The following is an 18,589-nucleotide window of genomic DNA, read 5'->3' on the forward strand; positions in this document are numbered from 1 at the left end:
GGCCGGCAGCCTAGCAGCGAAAGCCGCCGGTGCCGGCCTGGCGCGTCAGCCGCTCAGAAGGTCTTCTTCAGCGTCAGCACGGCGGTGCGGCCGGAGTCCACGATGTCCGACAGCGCCAGGCTGTCGCGGCCAATGTGCGACCAGTAGCTGTGGTCCTTCAGCAGGTTGGCCACCGACAGGTCCGCCGTGAAGCCGGCCTCGAACTTGTAGCCCACGTGCAGGTCCACGCGGCGCAGCGGGCGCACCCACAGGTTGTCCCAACTGGCGCCCTGGTTCATCAGGTCGTAGCTGGCGACATAGGCGCCGGTGGCGTGGTAGGTCACGTCAAAGCTCAGGCCGTTCTTCTCGTAGAAAAACTGCAGGTTGCCCATCCAGTCGGGCGCGTTCTGGATGCGCTCGTTCGGGTCCATGCCGGGGCGGCCGAGGTCCACGCGGGTGGTCTGGCGCGTCAGGTTCACGCCCACGCCCATGCCGTCGAACGGCGCGGGCATGGCCTTGAAGTTCTGGCGTGCGGCGAACTCGAGGCCCGCCACGCGGCCGCTGCCGCCGTTGGTGGGTTGCACGAGGCTGACCGGGCCGCTGGTGCTCGTGATCGGGTTCACCGGCGTGCTGCCGCTTTCGTAGATGTAGTGCGACAGCCGCTTGTAGAAGCCGGCCAGCATCAGGTGCGTGCCCTGGTTGTTGTCCCATTCACCCGACAGGTCGAGGTTGGTCGAGCGGATGGGCTTGAGGTCGGGGTTGCCCTGCACGATGGTGGTCGTGCCGTCGGCCGAAATGTGCGTCTGCGAGCCGCCGCCGAGCTGCACGAAAGCCGGCCGTGTGTAGCTGGTCCACAGTCCGGCCCGGTAGACGGTGTTGCCGTCGGGGCGGTAGTTCAGGAACAAGCTGGGCAGCGGCTCGTTGTAGCGCGTGCGGTTGTTGCTGAAGTGGCCCGGTTGCTCGGCGCCGCTGGCGTCGCGCGGCAGCACCCAGAACGTGTTGCGGATGGTGGTGCTTTCCAAGCGCAGGCCAGGCACGATTTCCAGCTTGCCGCTGACGAGGTTGGCCTGCACGTAGCCGGCCGTCACTGCCTCCGTTGCATGCTGGGTGTTGCAGTTGAGGTTGTTGTCGTAGAGGCTGCCGCAGCTGTCGAAGTTGCCAGGCTTGAGGTTGGCGTTGAAGACGCCGAATAGCGCGTCCTGATTGATGCTCGGAATGGACCAGCCGTACTTGCCGGGGTAGACCGGCGCGTAGCTGCCGTTGAAGATGCCCAGCGAGCCGAAGGTGCGGCCGTCGGTGAACTTGTCGGTGGTCCAGTCGCGGTTGCTGGTGTCGCGCTTGCTGTCGGTGTACTTCAGGCCGAAGCGCAGCGAGTCCAGCATGCCGGCGCCGAGGTCGTACTGGAAGTCCACGCGGGCGCCGCCCTTCTTCTGGCGGCTGAACTGCTCGGTCAGCTGGCCGGCGCGGCGCGCGGGCAGGCCGCCGATGTCGTTGAGCTGGGCCAGCATGGCCGGCGTCAGCAGCGGCACGGGGAAGCCGTCGGCGTCGTAGGTGGCCAGCGTGCTGCCGCCGAATGCGAAGTCCTTGGCCGGCCGCGCCGAGATCTCGATGTGATTGGGCCGGTTGTTCTCGCCCTCGCTGTAGAACACGCTACCGCGCACGGACAGCGCGCCCAGCGTCCTGTTGCCGCCAAGTTGCAGCGTGGAGAGCTTGGCGATCTCGGGGTTGGTCTCGTACCAGAAGCGCGTGGAGACGTTGCCGATGACCGGTTGGTACAGACCGCTGGTGCCCATCGGCGTGTAGCTGACGTTGGTGCCCAGCAGCTGGCTGAGCGTGCTGTTCTGCTCGGTGTCGGCGCGGGCGTAGCTGAACTTGCCGAACCACTGGGTGTCGTCGTCGGGGCGCCAGTCCAGCGCCAGGTTCATGCCGTAGCGCTCGGTGTGGCCGCCGGACACGCCGACGTTGAAGCCGGTCGTCATCAGGTTGGTGGCAGGGTCGAGGTTGGCGGGGTTGGCCTCGCGGTTGGCGGCGCTGGCGACCGGACGGGCCCAGGCGCTGTCGCCGGAAACCTCCATGACCGCCCCCATCTCGCTGTTCTGGTAGTGGCGGATGTCGTAGTAGGCGCCGGCGTAGATGCCGAAGCGGCGCTCGGGGCCGAACTTGCTGGCCACGTCGGCCGCGAAGCCGCCGCCGGTGGCGTTCTTGTCGTAGTCCCGAGCGCGGCTTTCGAGGTTGCCGCTGACGGTCACGCTGGCCTGGAAGTCGCGCTTGAAGTCGAAGGCCGTGGGCGTGCGGTAGTCGATGGTGCCGCCGATGGCATCGCCGTCCATGTCGGCGGTGGAAGTCTTGTTCAGTGCGACCGTCTGCAGGCCGGATGGCGGCAGCAGGCTGAGCTGCACGCCGCGGCTGTAGGGCATGCCCTGGGCCACCGTGACGCCGTTGATCATGTTGACGTTGTATTCGGCGTTCAGCCCGCGCACGGACGTGAACATGCCTTCGCCGCGCGACGCGCCGTCGATGCCGCCGAAGAAGGACTGGCCCGTGTTGACGACGTTCACGCCCGGCAGCAGGCCCAGCGCCTCGGCCGCGTTGTGGACGGCGGTGTGGGAGAGGTCGTCCGCGGACAGCAGGCTGACGGTGTTGTCGGCTGCCAGCTGAGCGCGCGTGGCCTGGTTGCGGTTGGCGACGACGACGACCTTCTCCAGCTGCGCGGTGTTCAGCCGCAGCTGCACCTCGCCCTGGGTCGGCACCACCACGTCGCCGTTCTGCTCGCTGGCATCGGCCAGGCGGGCCTGCACGCTGTGGCGGCCGGCGGCCACGTCGCGCAGCAGGAAGCTGCCATCGGCGGCGGTGCGGGTCTGCAGGCCCAGCGCGGGGATGCGCACGACGGCGTCGGCAGCGGGCTTGCCGCTGGCGGGGTCGACGATGACGCCCTTGATGTCGCCGGCGCGGGCGCCACCGGCGAGGGCCAGCAGGCCCAGCGTTGCGACGGCGCAGGACAGGGGATGGAAACGGAAGTACGGCTTGGAACTCATGGAGGTACTGCTGAGGGCTGGAGTGAAATGACCTGCGCTGGGCGCCGGGTCGGCAAAAAAGTCGTGCACCCTAGGGACCGGCCGTGACAGCCCGGTGACGCCGACGGGGTGCCGGGCGCTGTTGCTTGATGCCAGGTGTTGTTGCGCGGCTGGGCTGGCGCCTTTCACACGACCGTCATGCGCTGACGGCCCAATTCGCGCCCTTTCAGCCTTTGCCCCACCTGCATGCCTTCGTCCCTGTCTTCCTTGAATTCGCCCCGAGCGTGGGTGTCCGCGCTGTGCATCGCCGGGCTGGGGCTGGCTTCACCGGCCTGGTCCGCCGGGCAGTCGCCGCTGCAACTGGAGCGCGTCGTCATGCTGTGGCGGCACGGCTTGCGGGCGCCGCTGCCGACCGAGGCCGCTGCGGAACCGCGAGCGGGCGAAGCGTGGCCCTCCTGGAGCACGCCGGCCAGCCTGCTGACGCCGCACGGCCGAGCGGCACTTGCGCTTAGCGGCCAGTACCAGCGCACGATGCTGCAAGCCGCCGACCTGCTGCCCGCGCAGGGCTGCCCTGCGCCGGGGCAGGTGTTCGTCTGGGCCAACACGGTGGATCGCACCGTGGCCAGCGGCGAGGTGCTGGCCGGCGCGCTGACGCCCGGCTGCGCCACGCCCGTGCAGCATCTGCCGATGGACCAGACCGACCCGTTGTTCAACCCCATAGAGGCGGGTGCCGTGGACTTCGATGCCGCCGAGGCGGTGCGCGTCATCGACCGCGAGACCGGGGGCGTGCAGGCGCTGGTGGCGCCTGAGGGGGAGGCCGTGCGCGCGATGCAACGCGTGCTCGGTTGCGACGACCGCCGGCCCGAGGCGCGCTGCACGCTGCAGACCGGCGAGGCGGCGTTGCGACCGGGCGCCGATGGCCGAGGCCTGGCGATGCGTGGCCCCATCGATGTGGCCTCCGGCACGGCCCAGGTGCTGGCGCTGCAGTACGCCGAAGGCCTGCCGATGACGGAGGTCGGCTGGGGGCGGGCCCGGATGACCGAGATCGCCAGCGTGTCGCGGCTGCATGCGCTGCTGTTCGAGGTCTATGCGCGACCGTCGTACATGGCGCAGCGCATCGCCGGCCCGTTGTCGGCGCGCTTGCTGCAACTGCTGCTGTCAGCCGACGCGCCGGCGGTCAGCCTGCTCATCGGGCATGACAACAACATCGCCGCACTGACGGCCCTGCTGGGCGTGGGCTTCCAGTTCCCCGGCTACGGCCGCAACGACCCGCCGGTGGGCAGCGTGCTGCTGCTGGAGCGGCTTCGAGACCCGGCCAGCGGAAGGCGCTATCTGCGCGTGCGCTACGAGGCGCAGAGCCTGGATCAGCTGCGCGAGCTGGCGCCGTTGACGCAGCGGTCGCCGCCGTTGACGCTCACGCTACCGCTGCCTGGCTGCCACGCCACTGGGCAGGGCCTGTGTGAGCTGGACGCCGCCGCAGCCTGGTGGCGGCGACGGTTGTACGGCCGCTGGTAGCCGCAGGGCGACGTCAGCCGGCCGGCGTGCTGCCCGAGTCGTCGCCGCAGGGCGAGCGCCATTCGCGCAGTTCGGCGGCCAGCACCGGATGGTGGTCGGCCTCGGCGCGGCGGATCAGCGCCTCGACGTTGGCATCCGTTACCAGCTCATGGCCGACGCCCTGGACTAGCGCCTGGTAGACGCTGTCGAGGTCTTGAGGATCGGTCTGCGCCGGCGTGGTGGGGACGTCGGTCGGGCCGATAGGGGAAGAGGACACAGTTGGCATGCGGTGCTCCGGCGCCGGCGCCTGCGGCCGGCGAACCGCCATTACAGCAATCGGCGTTCCCGCGTCAGTGGACCTGGCCCCACTCGGCCTCGAACTCCTGCACCAGCACCTGGTTGCTGAGCCGGTTCACGTCGGTCGGCACGCGCGCCATGTCGGGCGGGAAGTCCAGCAACGCCGGCAGGCTGGCCGGCGTGATGAAGCGCAGCCCGGGCGGGAACTGCGTCGGCGGCCGGAATGGCCTGCGCGAGGCCAGCACGAAGCCCCATTCGCCGAAACTCGGAACATGGGCGTGGTAGGGCGTCGTCGTCAGGCCGACCGATTCCAGCGTCGTCACGACCGTCCAGAAGCTGCGCCGCGCGATCAGCGGCGACGTGGTCTGTACGACGGCGTAGCCACCGGCGCTGAGGTGCTGGTCCACCAGCTCGTAGAAGCTGGCCGTGTACAGCTTGCCGAGCGCGAAGTTGGACGGGTCGGGGAAGTCGATGACGATGACGTCGAAATGTGCGTCTTGCTGCTCAAGCCAGCCGAACGCATCGGCGTTGACGATGCGCAGCTTCGGCGACGACAGCGAGTGGCCGTTCAGCGCAGCCAGCTTCGGCGTGTCGCGGAACAGTGTCGTCATCAGCGGGTCCAGCTCGACGAGCGTGACCTGCTCGACGCTCGGGTGCTTGAGGATCTCGCGCACCGCCATGCCGTCGCCGCCGCCCAGCACCAGCACGCGCTTGGGCGCGCCATGCGCCGCCATGGCTGGCTGCACCAGGGCTTCGTGATAGCGGTATTCATCGCGCGAGTGGAACTGCAGGTTGCCGTTCAGGAACAGCCGCGTGCCGCCGCGACCTTCGGTGACGACGATGCGCTGGTAGGGGCTGCTTTGTTTGATGACGATGTGCTCGCCGTAGAAGCGGTCCTCGGACCAGGTCGTCAGCTGCTCGGCGCCGAGCAGCGCGGCCAGTAGCAACGCGGTGGACAGCGCGCAGGCGACAACGTGCGACGAGCGGCCGCGCAGGTCCGCGCGGAACAGCCACAGCGCCCATACCGCCACCGCCACATTCAGCAGCCCGAAGGCGATGCCCGTGCGCACGAGGCCCAACTGCGGCACCAGCACGAGCGGGAAGGCGAGCGCCACGAGCAGCGCGCCGAGGTAGTCGAAGGTCAGGACCTGCGATACCAGGTCCTTCAGGCCGTAGCGCGTGCTGAAGTGGCGCTTCAGGATGCGCATTACCAGCGGGATCTCCAGCCCCACCAGCGCACCCACTAGCAGCACCAGCGCATACAGCAGCGCGCGGAAGGCCGCGCCTTCGCCCGGAGGCAGCAGGCTGTGCACGACGAACAGCGCCGCCGGCATCAGCCCGCCAATGACGCCCACCAGCAGCTCCACCTGCAGGAACACGCCCACCAGCTGCCGCTCGACGAAGCGCGACAGCCACGAGCCCAGCCCCATCGCGAATAGGTAGACGCCGATGACGGTGGAGAACTGCAGCACCGAGTCGCCCAGCAGGTAGCTGGCGAGCGCACCGGCCGCCAGCTCGTAGACCAGGCCGCAGGCGGCGATGACGAAGACGCTGGCAAGCAGCAGCAATTCGGCCAGCTGGGGGCCGTGATCGCCTGGCGGCTGTTGGCTCTCTGCAAAGGAGGAGGACATCGCGTGAGGGTAACCTCACCAAATACGTGTGACGCTGCCCTACAAGCTTGTTCCGCCTCGCACCGAGGGCCAGGTGTTGCGCCCTCATGGGACACGTCGATCACCTCGGACCCGATCTCCATGATTTCCGGCCAGCGCACCGACTACATCAGCAGTGCCAGCCTGGGCAGCTCGTCGATCGACGTGGCCCGCCGGCACTACAGCGGCACCGGCGGCCGCACCATCGAATGCGCCGACTGGAACGGCGAGCAGCTGACGTTCAACGGCGGTGCAATGACCGGCACCGTGCCCAGCCACTACAGCTTCGGGGCATTGGACGCCATCGTGCTCAACCACAATGGTCCCGGCAGCGCCAGCACGACCGACAAGTACCCGTGGTTCTGGCCGTGCAACGGGCCCAAGGGCGAGTTCAACATCATTGGCTCGGCGACGCCGCCTGAACTGACGAAAGCCACGACGCCTGCCGTGGCCACGATGTTCTTCTACGACCCGACCCTGAGCGCCTATTACCAGCGCTCCGGCACCATCGAGGCCATCCAGTCCACGCCGTTCGCCGCAGCCGTGCCCGAGCCGCCACTTGGGGTCTGATGGCTGCAGGCCTTGCCGCCATTGAGTGGCGGCGCCGCCTTGGTTAGAAGGTCACTGGCTGGGGCAGTGCCTTGCTCCAGTAGAAGATGTCCCATCCTGCGCGCAAGCCGCCGGTGGTGAACGGGTCGGTCGCGATCAACGCCTCGACTGCCGCCTTGTCCGGCGCACGCACGACCCACAGCGCGCCTATCGGCGTGTCGCCTGGAGACTCGCGCAGCGAGCCTGCGACGCGCACCAGGTCCTGGTGCGCTGCCACCCATTCGAGATGGGCCTGCAGCAGATGGCGCCGCAGTTCGCCGGCGCCGGGCTTGTCGTGGAAGTGGATGGCGAACAGCGTCCAGTCTTCGTGGGCGTTGTTCGTCAGCGCGGCGAAGTCGTGGTTCAGATGGGTCATTCGCAATGGACGTCGAGTGCGTCGGCGGGCGGTTCGACGGACCAGCCCTGGGCGCTGCGCTTGACGTGCACGGTGGCTGTCGTGGCGTGGGCGTCCGTGCAGAACTTCAAGAACGAATGGCTGTAGAGCGCCAGCTCCGCGTCGTCATTGCCGCGCCAGCGCGTGAACGTGAAGAGGCCGTAGTCGCCATTCTGGAGATGGGCGCGTGGGGCCAACTGGTCGCCGGCGATGTCCCAGACGAACACGCCCTGGGGACCAGAAGATTCCCGATGCAGTGCCGTGACCGCGTGGCGTCCGTCCGGCGAGACGGCCGGCGGTGCGTAGACCTCGGACCGCTGTCCCGTGGCGCGCGACACCCAGTAGGTGGTCCCGCCTTCGTAGAACAGGGCGTTGACCACGAAGAACTTGCCGTCCTTCGTCACGTCCACGAGCCGGTAGTCTTCAACCTGCGCCTCCTGCAATGTGCCCGGCGCGGCGCGGCTGTCGAAGTTCACTACACGACCGTTCGCCGCGCGCAGCGTCAGCCGCAGACCCTGTCGTATGGCAGACGAGCCCCACTTCGCCAGCTGCGCGATCTCTGCCTGTGCGGCCTGTTTTGCTTCTTCGTCGCCATCGGCGTGTGCCGCTCCGGCCAGCAGGGCCAGCGCCACAAGCGCGGCAGCGGCTGTGCGTGGCGAGCGATCAGCCATGGATCGCCGCAGCGACGATGTTGCCGATGGACAGGCACATCGCGCCGACGACGATGGCCAGCGCCACGTTCTTCTTCTCAACCAGCTCGTCCCACAGCTTGAAGGGCGTCAGCATGTCGACCAAGATGAAGCAGACCCAGAAAATGACGACGCCAATGACGGCATACATCGTCGAGCCGAGGATGACTTCGGGTTTGAGCCAGTCGAGGGTCATGTCGTTCTCCTGGGAGGTTGTTTCACTTGTGGCCGCCGCCACCGCTGCTGTAGCCGCCGTAGCTGCCACCGCCGTTGCCGATGTAGACGCCGCTGCCGCGTGCGTTTGCGCGGCACTGCCGGTATTCGTTGCTGGTCTCGCCGAAGCTGTCCTTGTACCCCTGGCACTCGTCGCGCGAGCAGGCGCGCAGCAGCGCAAAAAGCAGCACGATGAGGAACAGCGCAATGACGATGTTGCGCAGCAGTGTGCCGCCGCTGGCCTTGAAGGCCGACGCGTCGCGTGTGAACTGCGCGGCGGGTGCCGTCAGGCCGAAGGCCTGCTGCACCGCCGCGGAGGGCAGAACCTGGCCGGCGCTCCAGGTGACTTCGCCCCCCTGCAGTTCGCGGCTGAGCAGCCACTGGCCATCGCGGCTCGCGTAGTCGGTGACCTGGACACGGTCTTCCAGCCGTACGGGCCAGTAGAACTCGCCGAGCACATGCGTGGTCTTGGCCTGGTAGGTCCAGCGCCTGGCATAAGCGCGGCCCTGCCAGTTGGCGCCATCGCCCGACGCGGCTGGCGCGCCCGTGAGCGTGCGCACCAGGCTCCAGCCCTCGCGCGTGTCGACGAGGAAGGCGAAGCCGGTCAGGCGGTTGTAAAGCAGGTATTCGCGCCAGAAGCTCTGTTCGTCCTCGGTGTCCTCCGGGATGTCGCAGCGCTCCTGGTAGCCGACGACGGTCCAGGGTAGCGGTTTCTCGCCCGCAGGCGCCAGCGTGCCGGTGCGGCCGAGCGGAATCAGCGGCGGCAGGCCGCGGTCCTGCGGCGTGAAGCCGAGCGCCCGGGCCTCGTTGGCCGGCAGGTCCACGACGGCGCTGCATTGCGCGCAGACCATGCTCCTGGTCTGCGACAGCTTGGGTTCCAGCGGCGCACCGCAGCTGGGGCAGGCGATGGAGCGGCCCTTGAACTTCGCCTCGGCGATGGACTCACCCTCGGCCGTCGTGCGCAGACCCTGCAACGCCAGCTCGGCCAGATTCACGCCTCGGCCCACCGACCAGATCGGCGGCCCGCCATCGCGGTACTCCAGGCTGCCTACCTCGCCTTGCGCGTTGCGAAGCTCGACGACGCGGCCGGCCTGTGGCGGGCGTGGCAGCTCGCCCTCGGCAGCGCGCAGTGCGGCGTCCACGACGGCGGCGACCTGCCAGCGCTGGCCGGCCACCGTCAGCGGCAGGCCGACGCCGGGGGCCTCGGGCGGCCGCTCGGCCAGCGGCGCCTCCAGGCTCAGGACGAACTGGCCGTTGTCCTCACTGAGCCAGGCAATTCTGGGTGTGTCGGCGCCGGCGTCGAACAGCAGATGCCATTCGTTCCAGTTGCCGAGGTCCGAGCCGCGCTGCACGCGGCCGACGACTGCGAAGCCGCTGCCCATCCAGCGGCCGGTTGCGCCGAGTTGCAGCGGCGAGTAGTCGTCGAAGATCTCCGCGCTCTGGCCGATCCGCGCGAGCGTCTCGCCGTCGCGCAGCAGTGTGCTGCGGCAGAAGCCGCAGACGGCGGTGGTGGAAGCCGCACTGGCGAATTCGACCGGCGCGCCGCAGTTCGGGCACGCCGCGCGCCAGCGGCGCTGGGCCTGGTCAGCCAAGCTTCTTCAGGAGATCCGCTTTTTTGGCGGCGAATTCCTCGTCGGTCAGGATGCCCTTGGCCTTGAGGTCGCCGAGCTTTTCCAGCAGGGCCACGATGTCGTCGGGCTTGCTGGCCGCCGGGGCGGGGGCCGCAGCACCCACACCCGCCAAGCCCTGGCCCAGCGTCTGCGCCAGCGTCTGGCCCAGCGCCACGCCGGCGCCCAGGCCCACCGCCTCGCCGGCGATGCCGCTGCCGCCGTTGCCCACGCCCTTGGCCATTTCGGGCAGCGCCTGCGCCGCCTGGTACTGCATGAACTGGCCCATGTTCTGGCCGATGATGCCCATGCCGATGCGCTGGTCGAGGATCTTCTGCAGCTCTTCGGGCAGCGACACGTTCTGCATCGTCACCGACAGCAGTTCGAGGCCCAGCGCGGCGAAGGCCGGCGCGGTGGCTTCCTTCAGCGCGCTGGCGAACTCGACCTGGTTGGCGGCCAGGTCGAGGAACGGCGTGCCGCTGCCGGCCACGGCGTCGCTGATGTGCTGCAGCATCAGGCCGCGCAACTGGCCTTCCAGGTCCTGCACCGTGTAGCGCTCGCGCGTACCCGACACCTGGCTGTGGAATACCTTCGCGTCGGCCACGCGATAGGCGTAGTTGCCAAAGGCCCGCAGGCGCACGGCGCCGAAGTCCTTGTCGCGGATGGCAACCGGCTGGCTGGTGCCCCAGCGCTGGTCGATCTGCTGGCGGGTGCTGAAGAAATAGACGTCGCTCTTGAAGGGCGACTCAAAGAGCTTGTCCCAGTTCTTCAGGTAGGTCAGCACCGGCAGCGTCTGCGTCGTGAGGCGGTGCGTGCCGGGGCCGAAGACGTCGGCCACCTGACCTTCATTGACGAAGACGGCGACCTGGGACTCGCGTACGACGAGCTGGCCGCCGTTCTGGATTTCCATGCCCGACATCGGGAAACGGAAGGCCAGCGTGCCATCGCCATCTTCCGTCCACTGGATGACGTCGATGAACTGTTTCTTGATGAAATCCATCAGGGCCATGTCGGTTCCTGGCTGCGTTAGAGAGAAATGGCGGCAAGTATCGGATGGCCGCCTGCCGTGCCCTGGGCCAATCAGGTGAATCTCACCGTGGGTCAGGTGAGAATCTGTGCCATGCCCCGAGTTTGCATCCAGACCGAGGATTTCGACCTCGCCGACGAAACCGACGCCCTTCGCCTGGGGGATGGCGGCATCGGTGCCATCGTCGCCTTTGTCGGCACCGTGCGGGAGCACGCCAGCGGTACGGCGGTCAGCCGCATGGAGCTGGAGCATTACCCCGGCATGACGGAGGCGGCCATCGAAGCGATGGTGGACGCTGCGTTCCAGCGCTTCGATCTCCGCGCCGCGAAGGTCATCCACCGCGTCGGCAGCTTGCAGGCGCGCGAACAGATCGTGCTGGTGCTAGCTGCCAGTGCCCACCGTGGACAGGCTTTCCAGGCCTGCGAATTCCTGATGGACTACCTGAAGACCCAGGCACCGTTCTGGAAGAAGGAACACACCCCGGACGGCGCCCGCTGGGTGGATGCCCGTGTGGCCGACGACGAGGCGCTGGCGCGCTGGGGCATCGACGGGGGCAATGCCGCATGAATGCGTTGGCGGTTTCGCTCGGGGCAGCACTGGGCGCGCTGACGCGCTGGCAAGCCAGCGTGATGTTCAACGCCCGCTGGGCTGGCTTCCCGCTTGGCACGCTGCTGGTGAACCTGGTGGGCGGGTTCCTGATCGGCATTGCGCTGGAATGGTTCGGCCGCCAGCCGAACGAGTTGTTGAAGTTGCTGCTGGTGACGGGTTTCCTCGGCGGGCTGACGACGTTTTCCGCGTTCTCGGGCGAATCGCTGGCGCTGTTGCAGAAGGGCGCTTTCGGCATGGCTGCGGCTCACACGCTCGCCCATGTGCTGGGCGCGTTGGTAGCCGCCTGGGCGGGCATGCGGCTCGTGCAGGCCTTGATCTAGCGCAACTTGAAAAGCGCCGTCTGGCGCCCACTTGGCTTCGCAACCGGAGGATTCATCCATGCGTGCCGACAAGTTCACCACCCGTTTCCAGGAAGCTCTGGGCGAGGCTCAGAGCCTGGCGCTTTCGCGCGACAACCCCTACATCGAACCGGCCCACGTGCTGGCGGCCATGCTGACTCAGGACGACGGGCCACGGGCGCTGCTGGAGCGTGCCGGTGTCAAGGTGCCGGCGCTGAAAACGGCACTGGACGGCCTGATCGCCGGTCTGCCGCAGGTCAGCGGCGACGGCCAGACCGTGCAGGCAGGCCGCGACCTCGTCGCGCTGCTGCAGGCGGCCGAGAAGGAAGCCACCAAACGCGGCGACCAGTTCATCGCCAGCGAAATGTTCCTGCTGGCGCTCAGCGACGCGAAGACGGACCTGGCCGGCGTCGCCCGCGGCCATGGCCTCACGCGCAAGGCGCTGGAAGCGGCCATCGAGGCGGTGCGCGGCGGCCAGAAGGTCGACAACGCGGAAGCCGAGGGCCAGCGCGAGGCGCTGAAGAAGTACACGCTGGACCTGACCGACCGCGCCCGCCAGGGCAAGCTGGACCCGGTCATCGGCCGCGACGAGGAGATCCGCCGCGCCATCCAGGTGCTGCAGCGTCGCAGCAAGAACAACCCCGTGCTGATCGGCGAGCCGGGCGTCGGCAAGACTGCCATCGTCGAAGGCCTGGCGCAGCGCATCGTCAACGGCGAGGTGCCCGATTCGCTGAAGAACAAGCGCGTGCTGGTGCTCGACATGGCGCTGCTGCTAGCCGGCGCGAAGTACCGTGGCGACTTCGAGGAGCGCCTGAAGGGCGTGCTGAAGGAAGTGGCCCAGGACGAGGGTCAGACCATCCTCTTCATCGACGAGATTCACACGATGGTGGGTGCCGGCAAGGCCGAAGGCGCCATCGACGCCGGCAACATGCTCAAGCCGGCGCTGGCGCGCGGCGAGCTGCACTGCATCGGTGCGACGACGCTGGACGAGTACCGCAAGTACGTCGAGAAAGACGCCGCGCTGGAGCGCCGTTTCCAGAAGGTGCTCGTCGACGAGCCCAGCGTGGAGGCGACCATCGCCATCCTTCGCGGCCTGCAGGAGAAGTACGAGGTGCACCATGGCGTGGAGATCACCGACCCGGCCATCGTCGCCGCGGCCGAACTGAGCCACCGCTATATCACCGACCGCTTCCTGCCTGACAAGGCCATCGACCTCATCGACGAGGCCGCCGCCAAGATCAAGATCGAGATCGACTCCAAGCCCGAGGCGATGGACCGGCTGGACCGCCGCATGATCCAGCTGAAGATCGAGCGCGAGGCCGTGCGCAAGGAGAAGGACGAGGGCTCGGTGAAGCGCTTCGCGCTCATCGAGGACGAGTTGCTGAAGCTGCAGCGCGAGTACGACGACCTGGAGGAGATCTGGACCGCCGAGAAGGCCCAGGCCCAGGGTTCAGCCCAGGTCAAGGAAGAGATCGACCGCATCCGCCAGCAGATCGAAGAGCTCAAGCGCAAGGGCGACTTCAACAAGGTCGCCGAACTGCAATACGGCAAGCTGCCCGACCTGGAGAAGAAACTCAAGGAAGCGCAGGAGAAGGAAACCGCCAAGGGCAAGTCGGCCGATCGTCCGCAGCTGTTGCGCACGCAGGTCGGCGCGGAGGAGATCGCCGAGGTCGTCGCGCGTGCCACCGGCATTCCGGTCAGCAAGCTGATGCAGGGCGAGCGCGAGAAGCTGTTGCAGATGGAAGCGAAGCTGCATGAGCGCGTCGTCGGCCAGGAGGAGGCCATCCAAGCCGTGTCCGACGCCATCCGCCGCTCGCGTGCCGGCCTGTCCGACCCGAACCGGCCGCTGGGCAGCTTCCTGTTCCTGGGCCCCACCGGCGTCGGCAAGACCGAGCTGTGCAAGGCGCTCGCCGGGTTCCTGTTCGACAGCGAAGACCACATGGTGCGCATCGACATGAGCGAGTTCATGGAGAAGCACTCGGTGAGCCGCCTGATCGGCGCGCCCCCCGGCTACGTGGGCTACGAGGAAGGTGGCACGCTGACCGAAGCGGTGCGCCGCAAGCCCTACTCGGTGCTGCTGCTGGACGAGGTTGAGAAGGCGCACCCGGACGTGTTCAACGTGCTGCTGCAGGTGCTGGACGATGGCCGCCTGACCGACGGCCAGGGCCGCACGGTGGACTTCAAGAACACCGTCATCGTCATGACCAGCAACCTTGGCAGCCAGCACATCATGGCGCTGGCAGGGCAGGGTGAGGACGTCATCCGCGACGCGGTGTGGGGCGAGGTCAAGGCGCACTTCCGGCCCGAGTTCCTGAACCGGATCGACGAGACGGTCATCTTCCACGCGCTCGGCGCCGAGAACATCAAGGCCATCGCGAAGATCCAGCTGCGCCAGTTGGAAGCGCGGCTGGACAAGCTGGAGATGAAGCTCGACGTCAGCGATGCGGCGCTGGACGAACTGGCCAAGGTCGGCTTCGACCCGGTCTTCGGCGCCCGACCGCTGAAGCGGGCCATCCAGCAGCGCGTGGAGAACCCGCTGTCCCGGCTGATCCTGGAGGGCAAGTTCGGCCCCAAGGACTTGATCCCGGTGGACGTGGACGGCGGCGAGTTCAGCTTCGGGCGGGTCGTGCACTGACGACCCTGGTGCTGACCGCTTACACGGTGGTCGGCGCGTCGCTCGGCAACGAGCGGTCCACCTCGACTCGGTTGCGGCCCGCCGCCTTGGCACGGTAGAGGGCCGCGTCCGCGCGCTTCAAGGCGTCGGCCACCGAGCCGCCCGGCGGCGCCAGCGCGACGCCGAAGCTGGCCGTTACGGCCACGCGCACTCCGGCGCTCGTCGTCTCGCTGTGCTCGATGCGGTCACGCAGCTTCTCGGCCAGCCGGGCCGCGTCGCGCATGCGCGGGCCCTGACAGGCGATCAGGAATTCTTCGCCGCCCCATCGGCCAAACACGTCGCTGCTGCGCAGGTTGGCCACGACGACGGCTGCCACTCGACGCAATACCTCGTCGCCGCCATCGTGGCCCAGCCGGTCGTTGACGCGCTTGAAGTGGTCGATGTCCAGCATCACGACCGTCATGCCCTGCGCGGCTTCCTCATAGTCATCCAGCGCCTGCTCCAGGCCGCGCCGGTTCAGCACGCCGGTCAGCTCGTCAATGGTGGCCAGCCGCATGAGCTTTTCCTGCTCCAGCCGCAACTGGCGCGTGCGCATCGTCAGTGCATCGATCTCCCGCTGCTGGCGGTGGTGGCTGCGGCTGAGCTGGCTCCAGCCGCGCACCACCAGCACGGTGGCCCCCAGCAGCCAGGCGCACAGAATGCCAAGGTAGACGCGGTCGCGGCTGACCCACTGGCCCTTCAACGTCAGGCGGCGCAGTTGAAGGACATGGTCTTCCCCGGATTTGACGAATGGGATGTCCACCGACACGGCGTTCGCATTCTCCAGCCCGGGGCGGTTGTACTCGCGGCTCAGGTCATAGTGATGGATCCACCACTCGGGCACCGTCAGCTCGCTGAGCTCCACGGTCAGCGGTCCGTCAATGTCCCGGGGCCGCAGGTTGAGCGAGTGGAAGCGCGCGCTGTTGGCATCCTCCACCTTCGAGAAGCGCCGGTCAAAGTCCCGGATGGCCAGACGGATGAACGGCGACGGCCCGGTGTAGGCCAGATCGACCTCCATGGTGTCGAAGTGACTGAGGTCGCGCCCCAGCCGCGGGTCCTCGCCGGTGAGCACGAAGGTCAGTCCGCAGCCCATGTAGTCATGGGTGCCGGTGTAGCGGCATTGCAGCCGCCGCTGCTTTTCGTCGATCCAGCGAACGTATTTGCCGTCCTGGGTGCCGTCGGCCGTGATGAGGTAGGGGCCGTCGGCGGCGCCGGGGGCGATCAGGTCCAGGGTCCGCTGGGGCAGCAGCTCGATGCCCACCAGCGCCGCCAGCGTCAGCACGATGCCGGCCAGGACGACGTGGTTGTTGTTGATCTCGTGTCGCACCGTGCAATTGGGTGGTTCGCAGTGCCAGTCACTGTAGGGCCTAGGCGTCCAGACGTCTGCCCCATCCGTCACGCTAAGACCGCGCGGGTGCTTCACCAGTGTGCAACATGGTCTTCGGTGACCCCCAGCAGGCCAGCGACGGCGCGGGCCGGGCTATCGGGGGCACCCTTCACCTGGCCTGCGAATGTCCCGATGGGCTGCACGTAGCGGCTGCGGGCCCAACCCAGGTTCTTGTCCGCGGCCCGGGCGCCCTCCGGCGTGAAGACCAGGTCCAGCAGCCCGTCGTCGGTCGTGATGTGCCAGGGCGACAGCGGCCGGCCGGCGTCGAAGCCGAAATGCGCCGGCCCGAGAGCGATGGGCTGGCCGTCCAGCCACAGCACGTTTTCCTGTGCGCCGAAGTAGCCCGACTGCAGGTTGAAGCCCAGGCCCGGTCCATGGGCGCTGGCCCAGCGCCAGGCGGTGTCGCGGGCCAGCAGGCCGTTCGACGCGTCGACGGCGGCCCAGGCGCCCGCCAGGTCGAAGCGCCGGCCGGCGGCTTCGGCCCAGCCCTGCACGGGGAGTGCGGTGGTCTTCTGTGTCGCATGCGCCAGACCGCCCGCCACCGGGCCGATGGCCAGCAGCGGCGCCGCCATGTCGGCCAGCTGCAGCTGTGCCTGCGCACGCAGCGCCGGCGTCTGCACGGTCAGGTGCAGCAGGTCGCCGGCGCCATGGCACAACGACAGCCTTGCCCGCGGCCCGCGGAACCAGCTGTCGGCGCCGGCCAGCGGCGCTTCGGCGATACGCGCCTGCAGCCGTGGCAGGCCCTCCTGACCCCAGTCGGCGAGCATGCGGCGCTGGCGGCGGTCGAACATGTAGGCGAAGGCAGAAGTGGCCCAGCCCACGTCGATGAACGCCACGCCGAGGAAGACATCGTCATGCCCTAGGCCCACGTAGTGCCAGCGCTTGTGTCGCCACCAGCGCCACGGCGCCGGTGGACGAGGCGTCAGCCCCGACCAGTCGAGGCGATCGATACGGCCCGCATAGCGGCCGTGGGCCGGCGCGCCGTGAAGAACGACGCAGGCGGGGGAGGGTGGCAGGTGCACGGCGGCTCGCAAGTCGGGTTTGCCGGCAAGCATCGTCGCTGGTTTGGCGCGAATATCCCAGCATGGATGCGCTGCTAGACCTCTATCAACGCCACTTCGACTGGCGCGACCTGACGCTGGTGATGCTGTCGCCGATCTTCGCCGTCTTCATCGCCATGGAGGCCTGGCGCTTCCGCCGGACCGGCGTGTTCGACGTCCGCGACAGCTTCGACAGCCTCAACAGCGGCGGCAGCTACCTCGTGGCCGACCTGCTGCTGCTGACCGTGCTCGTGCTGCCGGCGATGGGCTGGGTCTACGAGCACCGGCTTTTCACGATCGACATCACCGTCTGGCGCTTCGTCGGACTGTTCCTCTTCGTCGAGTTCCTGTACTACGGCTTCCACCGCGCCAGCCACCGCATCCGCTGGTTCTGGTGCGCACATGTCGTCCACCACGGCTCGGAGAAGATGAACTTCGGCACGGCGCTGCGGCAGAGTTGGTTCTACCCCATCGCCGGGAACTGGCTGTTCTACCTGCCGGCGGTGTTCGTCGGATTTGAGCCGCGATGGGTGCTGTTTGCGCTGTCGCTGAACCTCGGCTACCAGTTCTTCGTGCACACGACCTGGGTTGGCAAGCTGCCGGCGTGGTTCGAGTTCATCTTCAACACACCGTCGCACCACCGCGCCCACCATGGCCGCAACCCGCAATACATCGACCGCAACTTCGGTGGCACGCTGATCCTCTTCGACCGCCTGTTCGGTAGCTTCGTACCGGAGCAGGAGCCGGTCGACTACGGCCTGGAACACCCGTTCCCGACGCACAACCTGTTCTGGCTCAACGCCCACGAATGGCGGTCGATGTTCCGCGATATGGCGGCCGAGACCACCTGGCCGATGCGCCTGGCCCATCTGTGGAAGCCGCCGGAGTGGCGGCGGCATGCCAACGGCTTTCGCGATCAGGGCTGAAGATGGCGGGCCAGGAAGGCAGCCATGCGCTCCGCATAGTCGACCCGGTTCTTCTCCGTGGCAAGGCCGTGGCCTTCGTCCGCGTACGTCAGCCACACCGGCTCGTTGCCGGCCGCGGTCAGCGCCTTGCGCATGCGCTCGCCATGTACCAGCGGCACACGGCGGTCTTTCTCGCCGAAGGCGAGCATGACAGGCGCCTTAATGCGTGCGGCCTGCAGCACCGGCGAGTGGGCCGCGATCATCGCCGCGTCCCTTCGTGATGTCGCCCACCATCCGCGGCAGCTGGTACTGGCGGACGAGGTCGCTGGCGTCGTCGTCCACCCACCAGGAGCCTTCGAGCAGCAGCGTCAGGTCGGTCACTGCCAGGCTGGCGACGCCGCAGCGGTAGAGGTCGGGATCCTTAGCCAGCCCCATCAGCGTCGCGTAGCCGCCGTAGCTGGCGCCGACGATGCAGGCCTTGTCGCTGGCGAGGCCCTGCGCCTGGGCCCATCGCAGCGCATCGGTGACGTCGTTCTGCATGGCCTGGCCCCATTGCTTGAATCCCGCCCACAGGTGGGCCTGGCCGTAGCCGGCGCTGCCGCGAAATTCGGGCTCGATGACCACGTAGCCGCGTGACGCCAGGAACTGCGCTTCGGCGCGCCAGCCCCAGCTGGCGCCGCGCTGAGCAACTGGCGCAGCAAGGCGG

General features: G+C 68.1%; 17 protein-coding genes and 1 pseudogene. 6 read left to right on the top strand and 12 right to left on the bottom strand.

All coding sequences use genetic code 11. The annotated features are described in order from the left end of the window. Positions 1-53 precede the first annotated feature (53 nt). Positions 54-3,014: a TonB-dependent receptor gene (locus tag LXT13_RS03215; RefSeq protein ID WP_233370158.1), complete on the bottom strand. Its 2,961-nt coding sequence runs from the start codon at positions 3,012-3,014 to the stop codon at positions 54-56. A gap of 246 nt (positions 3,015-3,260) precedes the next feature. Here LXT13_RS03215 and LXT13_RS03220 point away from each other — a divergent pair, with 246 nt between their 5' ends. Further along, complete coding sequence (locus LXT13_RS03220) at positions 3,261-4,508, top strand: histidine-type phosphatase (RefSeq protein ID WP_233370159.1); 1,248 nt, start codon at positions 3,261-3,263, stop codon at positions 4,506-4,508. Between the two features lie 13 nt (positions 4,509-4,521). On the opposite strand, the gene LXT13_RS03225 is transcribed toward LXT13_RS03220, so the two are convergent. Beyond that, positions 4,522-4,773: a hypothetical protein gene (locus LXT13_RS03225; protein WP_233370160.1), complete on the bottom strand. Its 252-nt coding sequence runs from the start codon at positions 4,771-4,773 to the stop codon at positions 4,522-4,524. Positions 4,774-4,837: 64 nt separating this feature from the next. Beyond that, entirely contained in the window at positions 4,838-6,415 is a 1,578-nt protein-coding gene (locus LXT13_RS03230; RefSeq protein WP_233370161.1) for a polyamine aminopropyltransferase, read from the bottom strand. A gap of 120 nt (positions 6,416-6,535) precedes the next feature. Here LXT13_RS03230 and LXT13_RS03235 point away from each other — a divergent pair, with 120 nt between their 5' ends. Further along, a complete protein-coding gene (locus LXT13_RS03235; RefSeq protein WP_233370162.1) occupies positions 6,536-7,003 on the top strand; it encodes a hypothetical protein in 468 nt (155 codons plus the stop codon). 43 nt (positions 7,004-7,046) lie between these two features. On the opposite strand, the gene LXT13_RS03240 is transcribed toward LXT13_RS03235, so the two are convergent. From LXT13_RS03240 to LXT13_RS03260, 5 genes are read right to left on the bottom strand one after another with little or no spacing between them, the layout of a single operon-like run. Next, complete coding sequence (locus LXT13_RS03240) at positions 7,047-7,397, bottom strand: YciI family protein (protein WP_233370163.1); 351 nt, start codon at positions 7,395-7,397, stop codon at positions 7,047-7,049. Beyond that, positions 7,394-8,086, bottom strand: coding sequence for a hypothetical protein (locus LXT13_RS03245; RefSeq protein WP_233370164.1), 693 nt, complete (start codon positions 8,084-8,086; stop codon positions 7,394-7,396). The genes LXT13_RS03240 and LXT13_RS03245 overlap by 4 nt, the downstream gene beginning before the upstream one ends. Next, on the bottom strand, positions 8,079-8,342 hold the full coding sequence (locus tag LXT13_RS03250; protein WP_474100261.1) for a DUF350 domain-containing protein: 264 nt from the start codon (positions 8,340-8,342) through the stop codon (positions 8,079-8,081). The genes LXT13_RS03245 and LXT13_RS03250 overlap by 8 nt, the downstream gene beginning before the upstream one ends. Then, on the bottom strand, positions 8,323-9,909 hold the full coding sequence (locus tag LXT13_RS03255) for a DUF4178 domain-containing protein (protein WP_233370166.1): 1,587 nt from the start codon (positions 9,907-9,909) through the stop codon (positions 8,323-8,325). The genes LXT13_RS03250 and LXT13_RS03255 overlap by 20 nt, the downstream gene beginning before the upstream one ends. Beyond that, entirely contained in the window at positions 9,902-10,933 is a 1,032-nt protein-coding gene (locus LXT13_RS03260; protein WP_233370167.1) for an SPFH domain-containing protein, read from the bottom strand. Before LXT13_RS03260 ends, LXT13_RS03255 begins: the two co-directional genes overlap by 8 nt. A 111-nt stretch (positions 10,934-11,044) precedes the next feature. Here LXT13_RS03260 and LXT13_RS03265 point away from each other — a divergent pair, with 111 nt between their 5' ends. The 3 genes from LXT13_RS03265 to clpB are packed head-to-tail and all read left to right on the top strand — an operon-like array spanning position 11,045 to position 14,533. Continuing rightward, on the top strand, positions 11,045-11,518 hold the full coding sequence (locus LXT13_RS03265; protein WP_233370168.1) for a molybdenum cofactor biosynthesis protein MoaE: 474 nt from the start codon (positions 11,045-11,047) through the stop codon (positions 11,516-11,518). Beyond that, a complete protein-coding gene (crcB, locus tag LXT13_RS03270) occupies positions 11,515-11,880 on the top strand; it encodes a fluoride efflux transporter CrcB (RefSeq protein ID WP_233370169.1) in 366 nt (121 codons plus the stop codon). The genes LXT13_RS03265 and crcB overlap by 4 nt, the downstream gene beginning before the upstream one ends. Positions 11,881-11,938: 58 nt before the next feature. Continuing rightward, positions 11,939-14,533, top strand: coding sequence for an ATP-dependent chaperone ClpB (gene clpB, locus LXT13_RS03275; protein WP_233370170.1), 2,595 nt, complete (start codon positions 11,939-11,941; stop codon positions 14,531-14,533). Between the two features lie 19 nt (positions 14,534-14,552). On the opposite strand, the gene LXT13_RS28755 is transcribed toward clpB, so the two are convergent. Both LXT13_RS28755 and LXT13_RS03285 read right to left on the bottom strand, forming a co-directional pair. Beyond that, positions 14,553-15,878, bottom strand: a complete 1,326-nt coding sequence (locus LXT13_RS28755) for a GGDEF domain-containing protein (protein ID WP_233370171.1) — start codon at positions 15,876-15,878, stop codon at positions 14,553-14,555. Between the two features lie 92 nt (positions 15,879-15,970). Next, the gene (locus tag LXT13_RS03285; RefSeq protein ID WP_233370172.1) at positions 15,971-16,993 is read right to left on the bottom strand and encodes a DUF2804 domain-containing protein; all 1,023 of its coding nucleotides are present in this window, start codon (positions 16,991-16,993) and stop codon (positions 15,971-15,973) included. Positions 16,994-17,022: 29 nt separating this feature from the next. Here LXT13_RS03285 and LXT13_RS03290 point away from each other — a divergent pair, with 29 nt between their 5' ends. Continuing rightward, entirely contained in the window at positions 17,023-17,904 is an 882-nt protein-coding gene (locus LXT13_RS03290) for a sterol desaturase family protein (RefSeq protein WP_233370173.1), read from the top strand. On the opposite strand, the gene LXT13_RS28385 is transcribed toward LXT13_RS03290, so the two are convergent. Then, the gene (locus LXT13_RS28385; RefSeq protein ID WP_255719204.1) at positions 17,895-18,146 is read right to left on the bottom strand and encodes an alpha/beta hydrolase family protein; all 252 of its coding nucleotides are present in this window, start codon (positions 18,144-18,146) and stop codon (positions 17,895-17,897) included. The two genes, LXT13_RS03290 and LXT13_RS28385, sit on opposite strands and share 10 nt — an antisense overlap. Next, positions 18,103-18,534 (bottom strand): annotated as a pseudogene (locus tag LXT13_RS28390) (prolyl oligopeptidase family serine peptidase); the annotation flags it as partial. The gene LXT13_RS28385 and the pseudogene LXT13_RS28390, both read right to left, overlap by 44 nt. Positions 18,535-18,589: the final 55 nt, after the last annotated feature.

Origin of the sequence: Pelomonas cellulosilytica (genome assembly GCF_021353265.1) — a bacterium.
Lineage (GTDB): Bacteria > Pseudomonadota > Gammaproteobacteria > Burkholderiales > Burkholderiaceae_C > Pelomonas > Pelomonas cellulosilytica.

Bases quoted from the DNA above. Each gene is read 5' to 3' on its own strand.
- LXT13_RS03215 (WP_233370158.1), bottom strand. From the start codon at position 3,014: ATGAGTTCCAAGCCGTACTTCCGTTTCCATCCCCTGTCCTGCGCCGTC.
- LXT13_RS03225 (WP_233370160.1), bottom strand. From the start codon at position 4,773: ATGCCAACTGTGTCCTCTTCCCCTATCGGCCCGACCGACGTCCCCACC.
- LXT13_RS03230 (WP_233370161.1), bottom strand. From the start codon at position 6,415: ATGTCCTCCTCCTTTGCAGAGAGCCAACAGCCGCCAGGCGATCACGGC.
- LXT13_RS03235 (WP_233370162.1), top strand. From the start codon at position 6,536: ATGATTTCCGGCCAGCGCACCGACTACATCAGCAGTGCCAGCCTGGGC.
- LXT13_RS03240 (WP_233370163.1), bottom strand. From the start codon at position 7,397: ATGACCCATCTGAACCACGACTTCGCCGCGCTGACGAACAACGCCCAC.
- LXT13_RS03245 (WP_233370164.1), bottom strand. From the start codon at position 8,086: ATGGCTGATCGCTCGCCACGCACAGCCGCTGCCGCGCTTGTGGCGCTG.
- LXT13_RS03260 (WP_233370167.1), bottom strand. From the start codon at position 10,933: ATGGCCCTGATGGATTTCATCAAGAAACAGTTCATCGACGTCATCCAG.
- LXT13_RS03265 (WP_233370168.1), top strand. From the start codon at position 11,045: ATGCCCCGAGTTTGCATCCAGACCGAGGATTTCGACCTCGCCGACGAA.
- crcB (WP_233370169.1), top strand. From the start codon at position 11,515: ATGAATGCGTTGGCGGTTTCGCTCGGGGCAGCACTGGGCGCGCTGACG.
- clpB (WP_233370170.1), top strand. From the start codon at position 11,939: ATGCGTGCCGACAAGTTCACCACCCGTTTCCAGGAAGCTCTGGGCGAG.
- LXT13_RS03285 (WP_233370172.1), bottom strand. From the start codon at position 16,993: ATGCTTGCCGGCAAACCCGACTTGCGAGCCGCCGTGCACCTGCCACCC.
- LXT13_RS03290 (WP_233370173.1), top strand. From the start codon at position 17,023: ATGGATGCGCTGCTAGACCTCTATCAACGCCACTTCGACTGGCGCGAC.
- LXT13_RS28385 (WP_255719204.1), bottom strand. From the start codon at position 18,146: ATGATCGCGGCCCACTCGCCGGTGCTGCAGGCCGCACGCATTAAGGCG.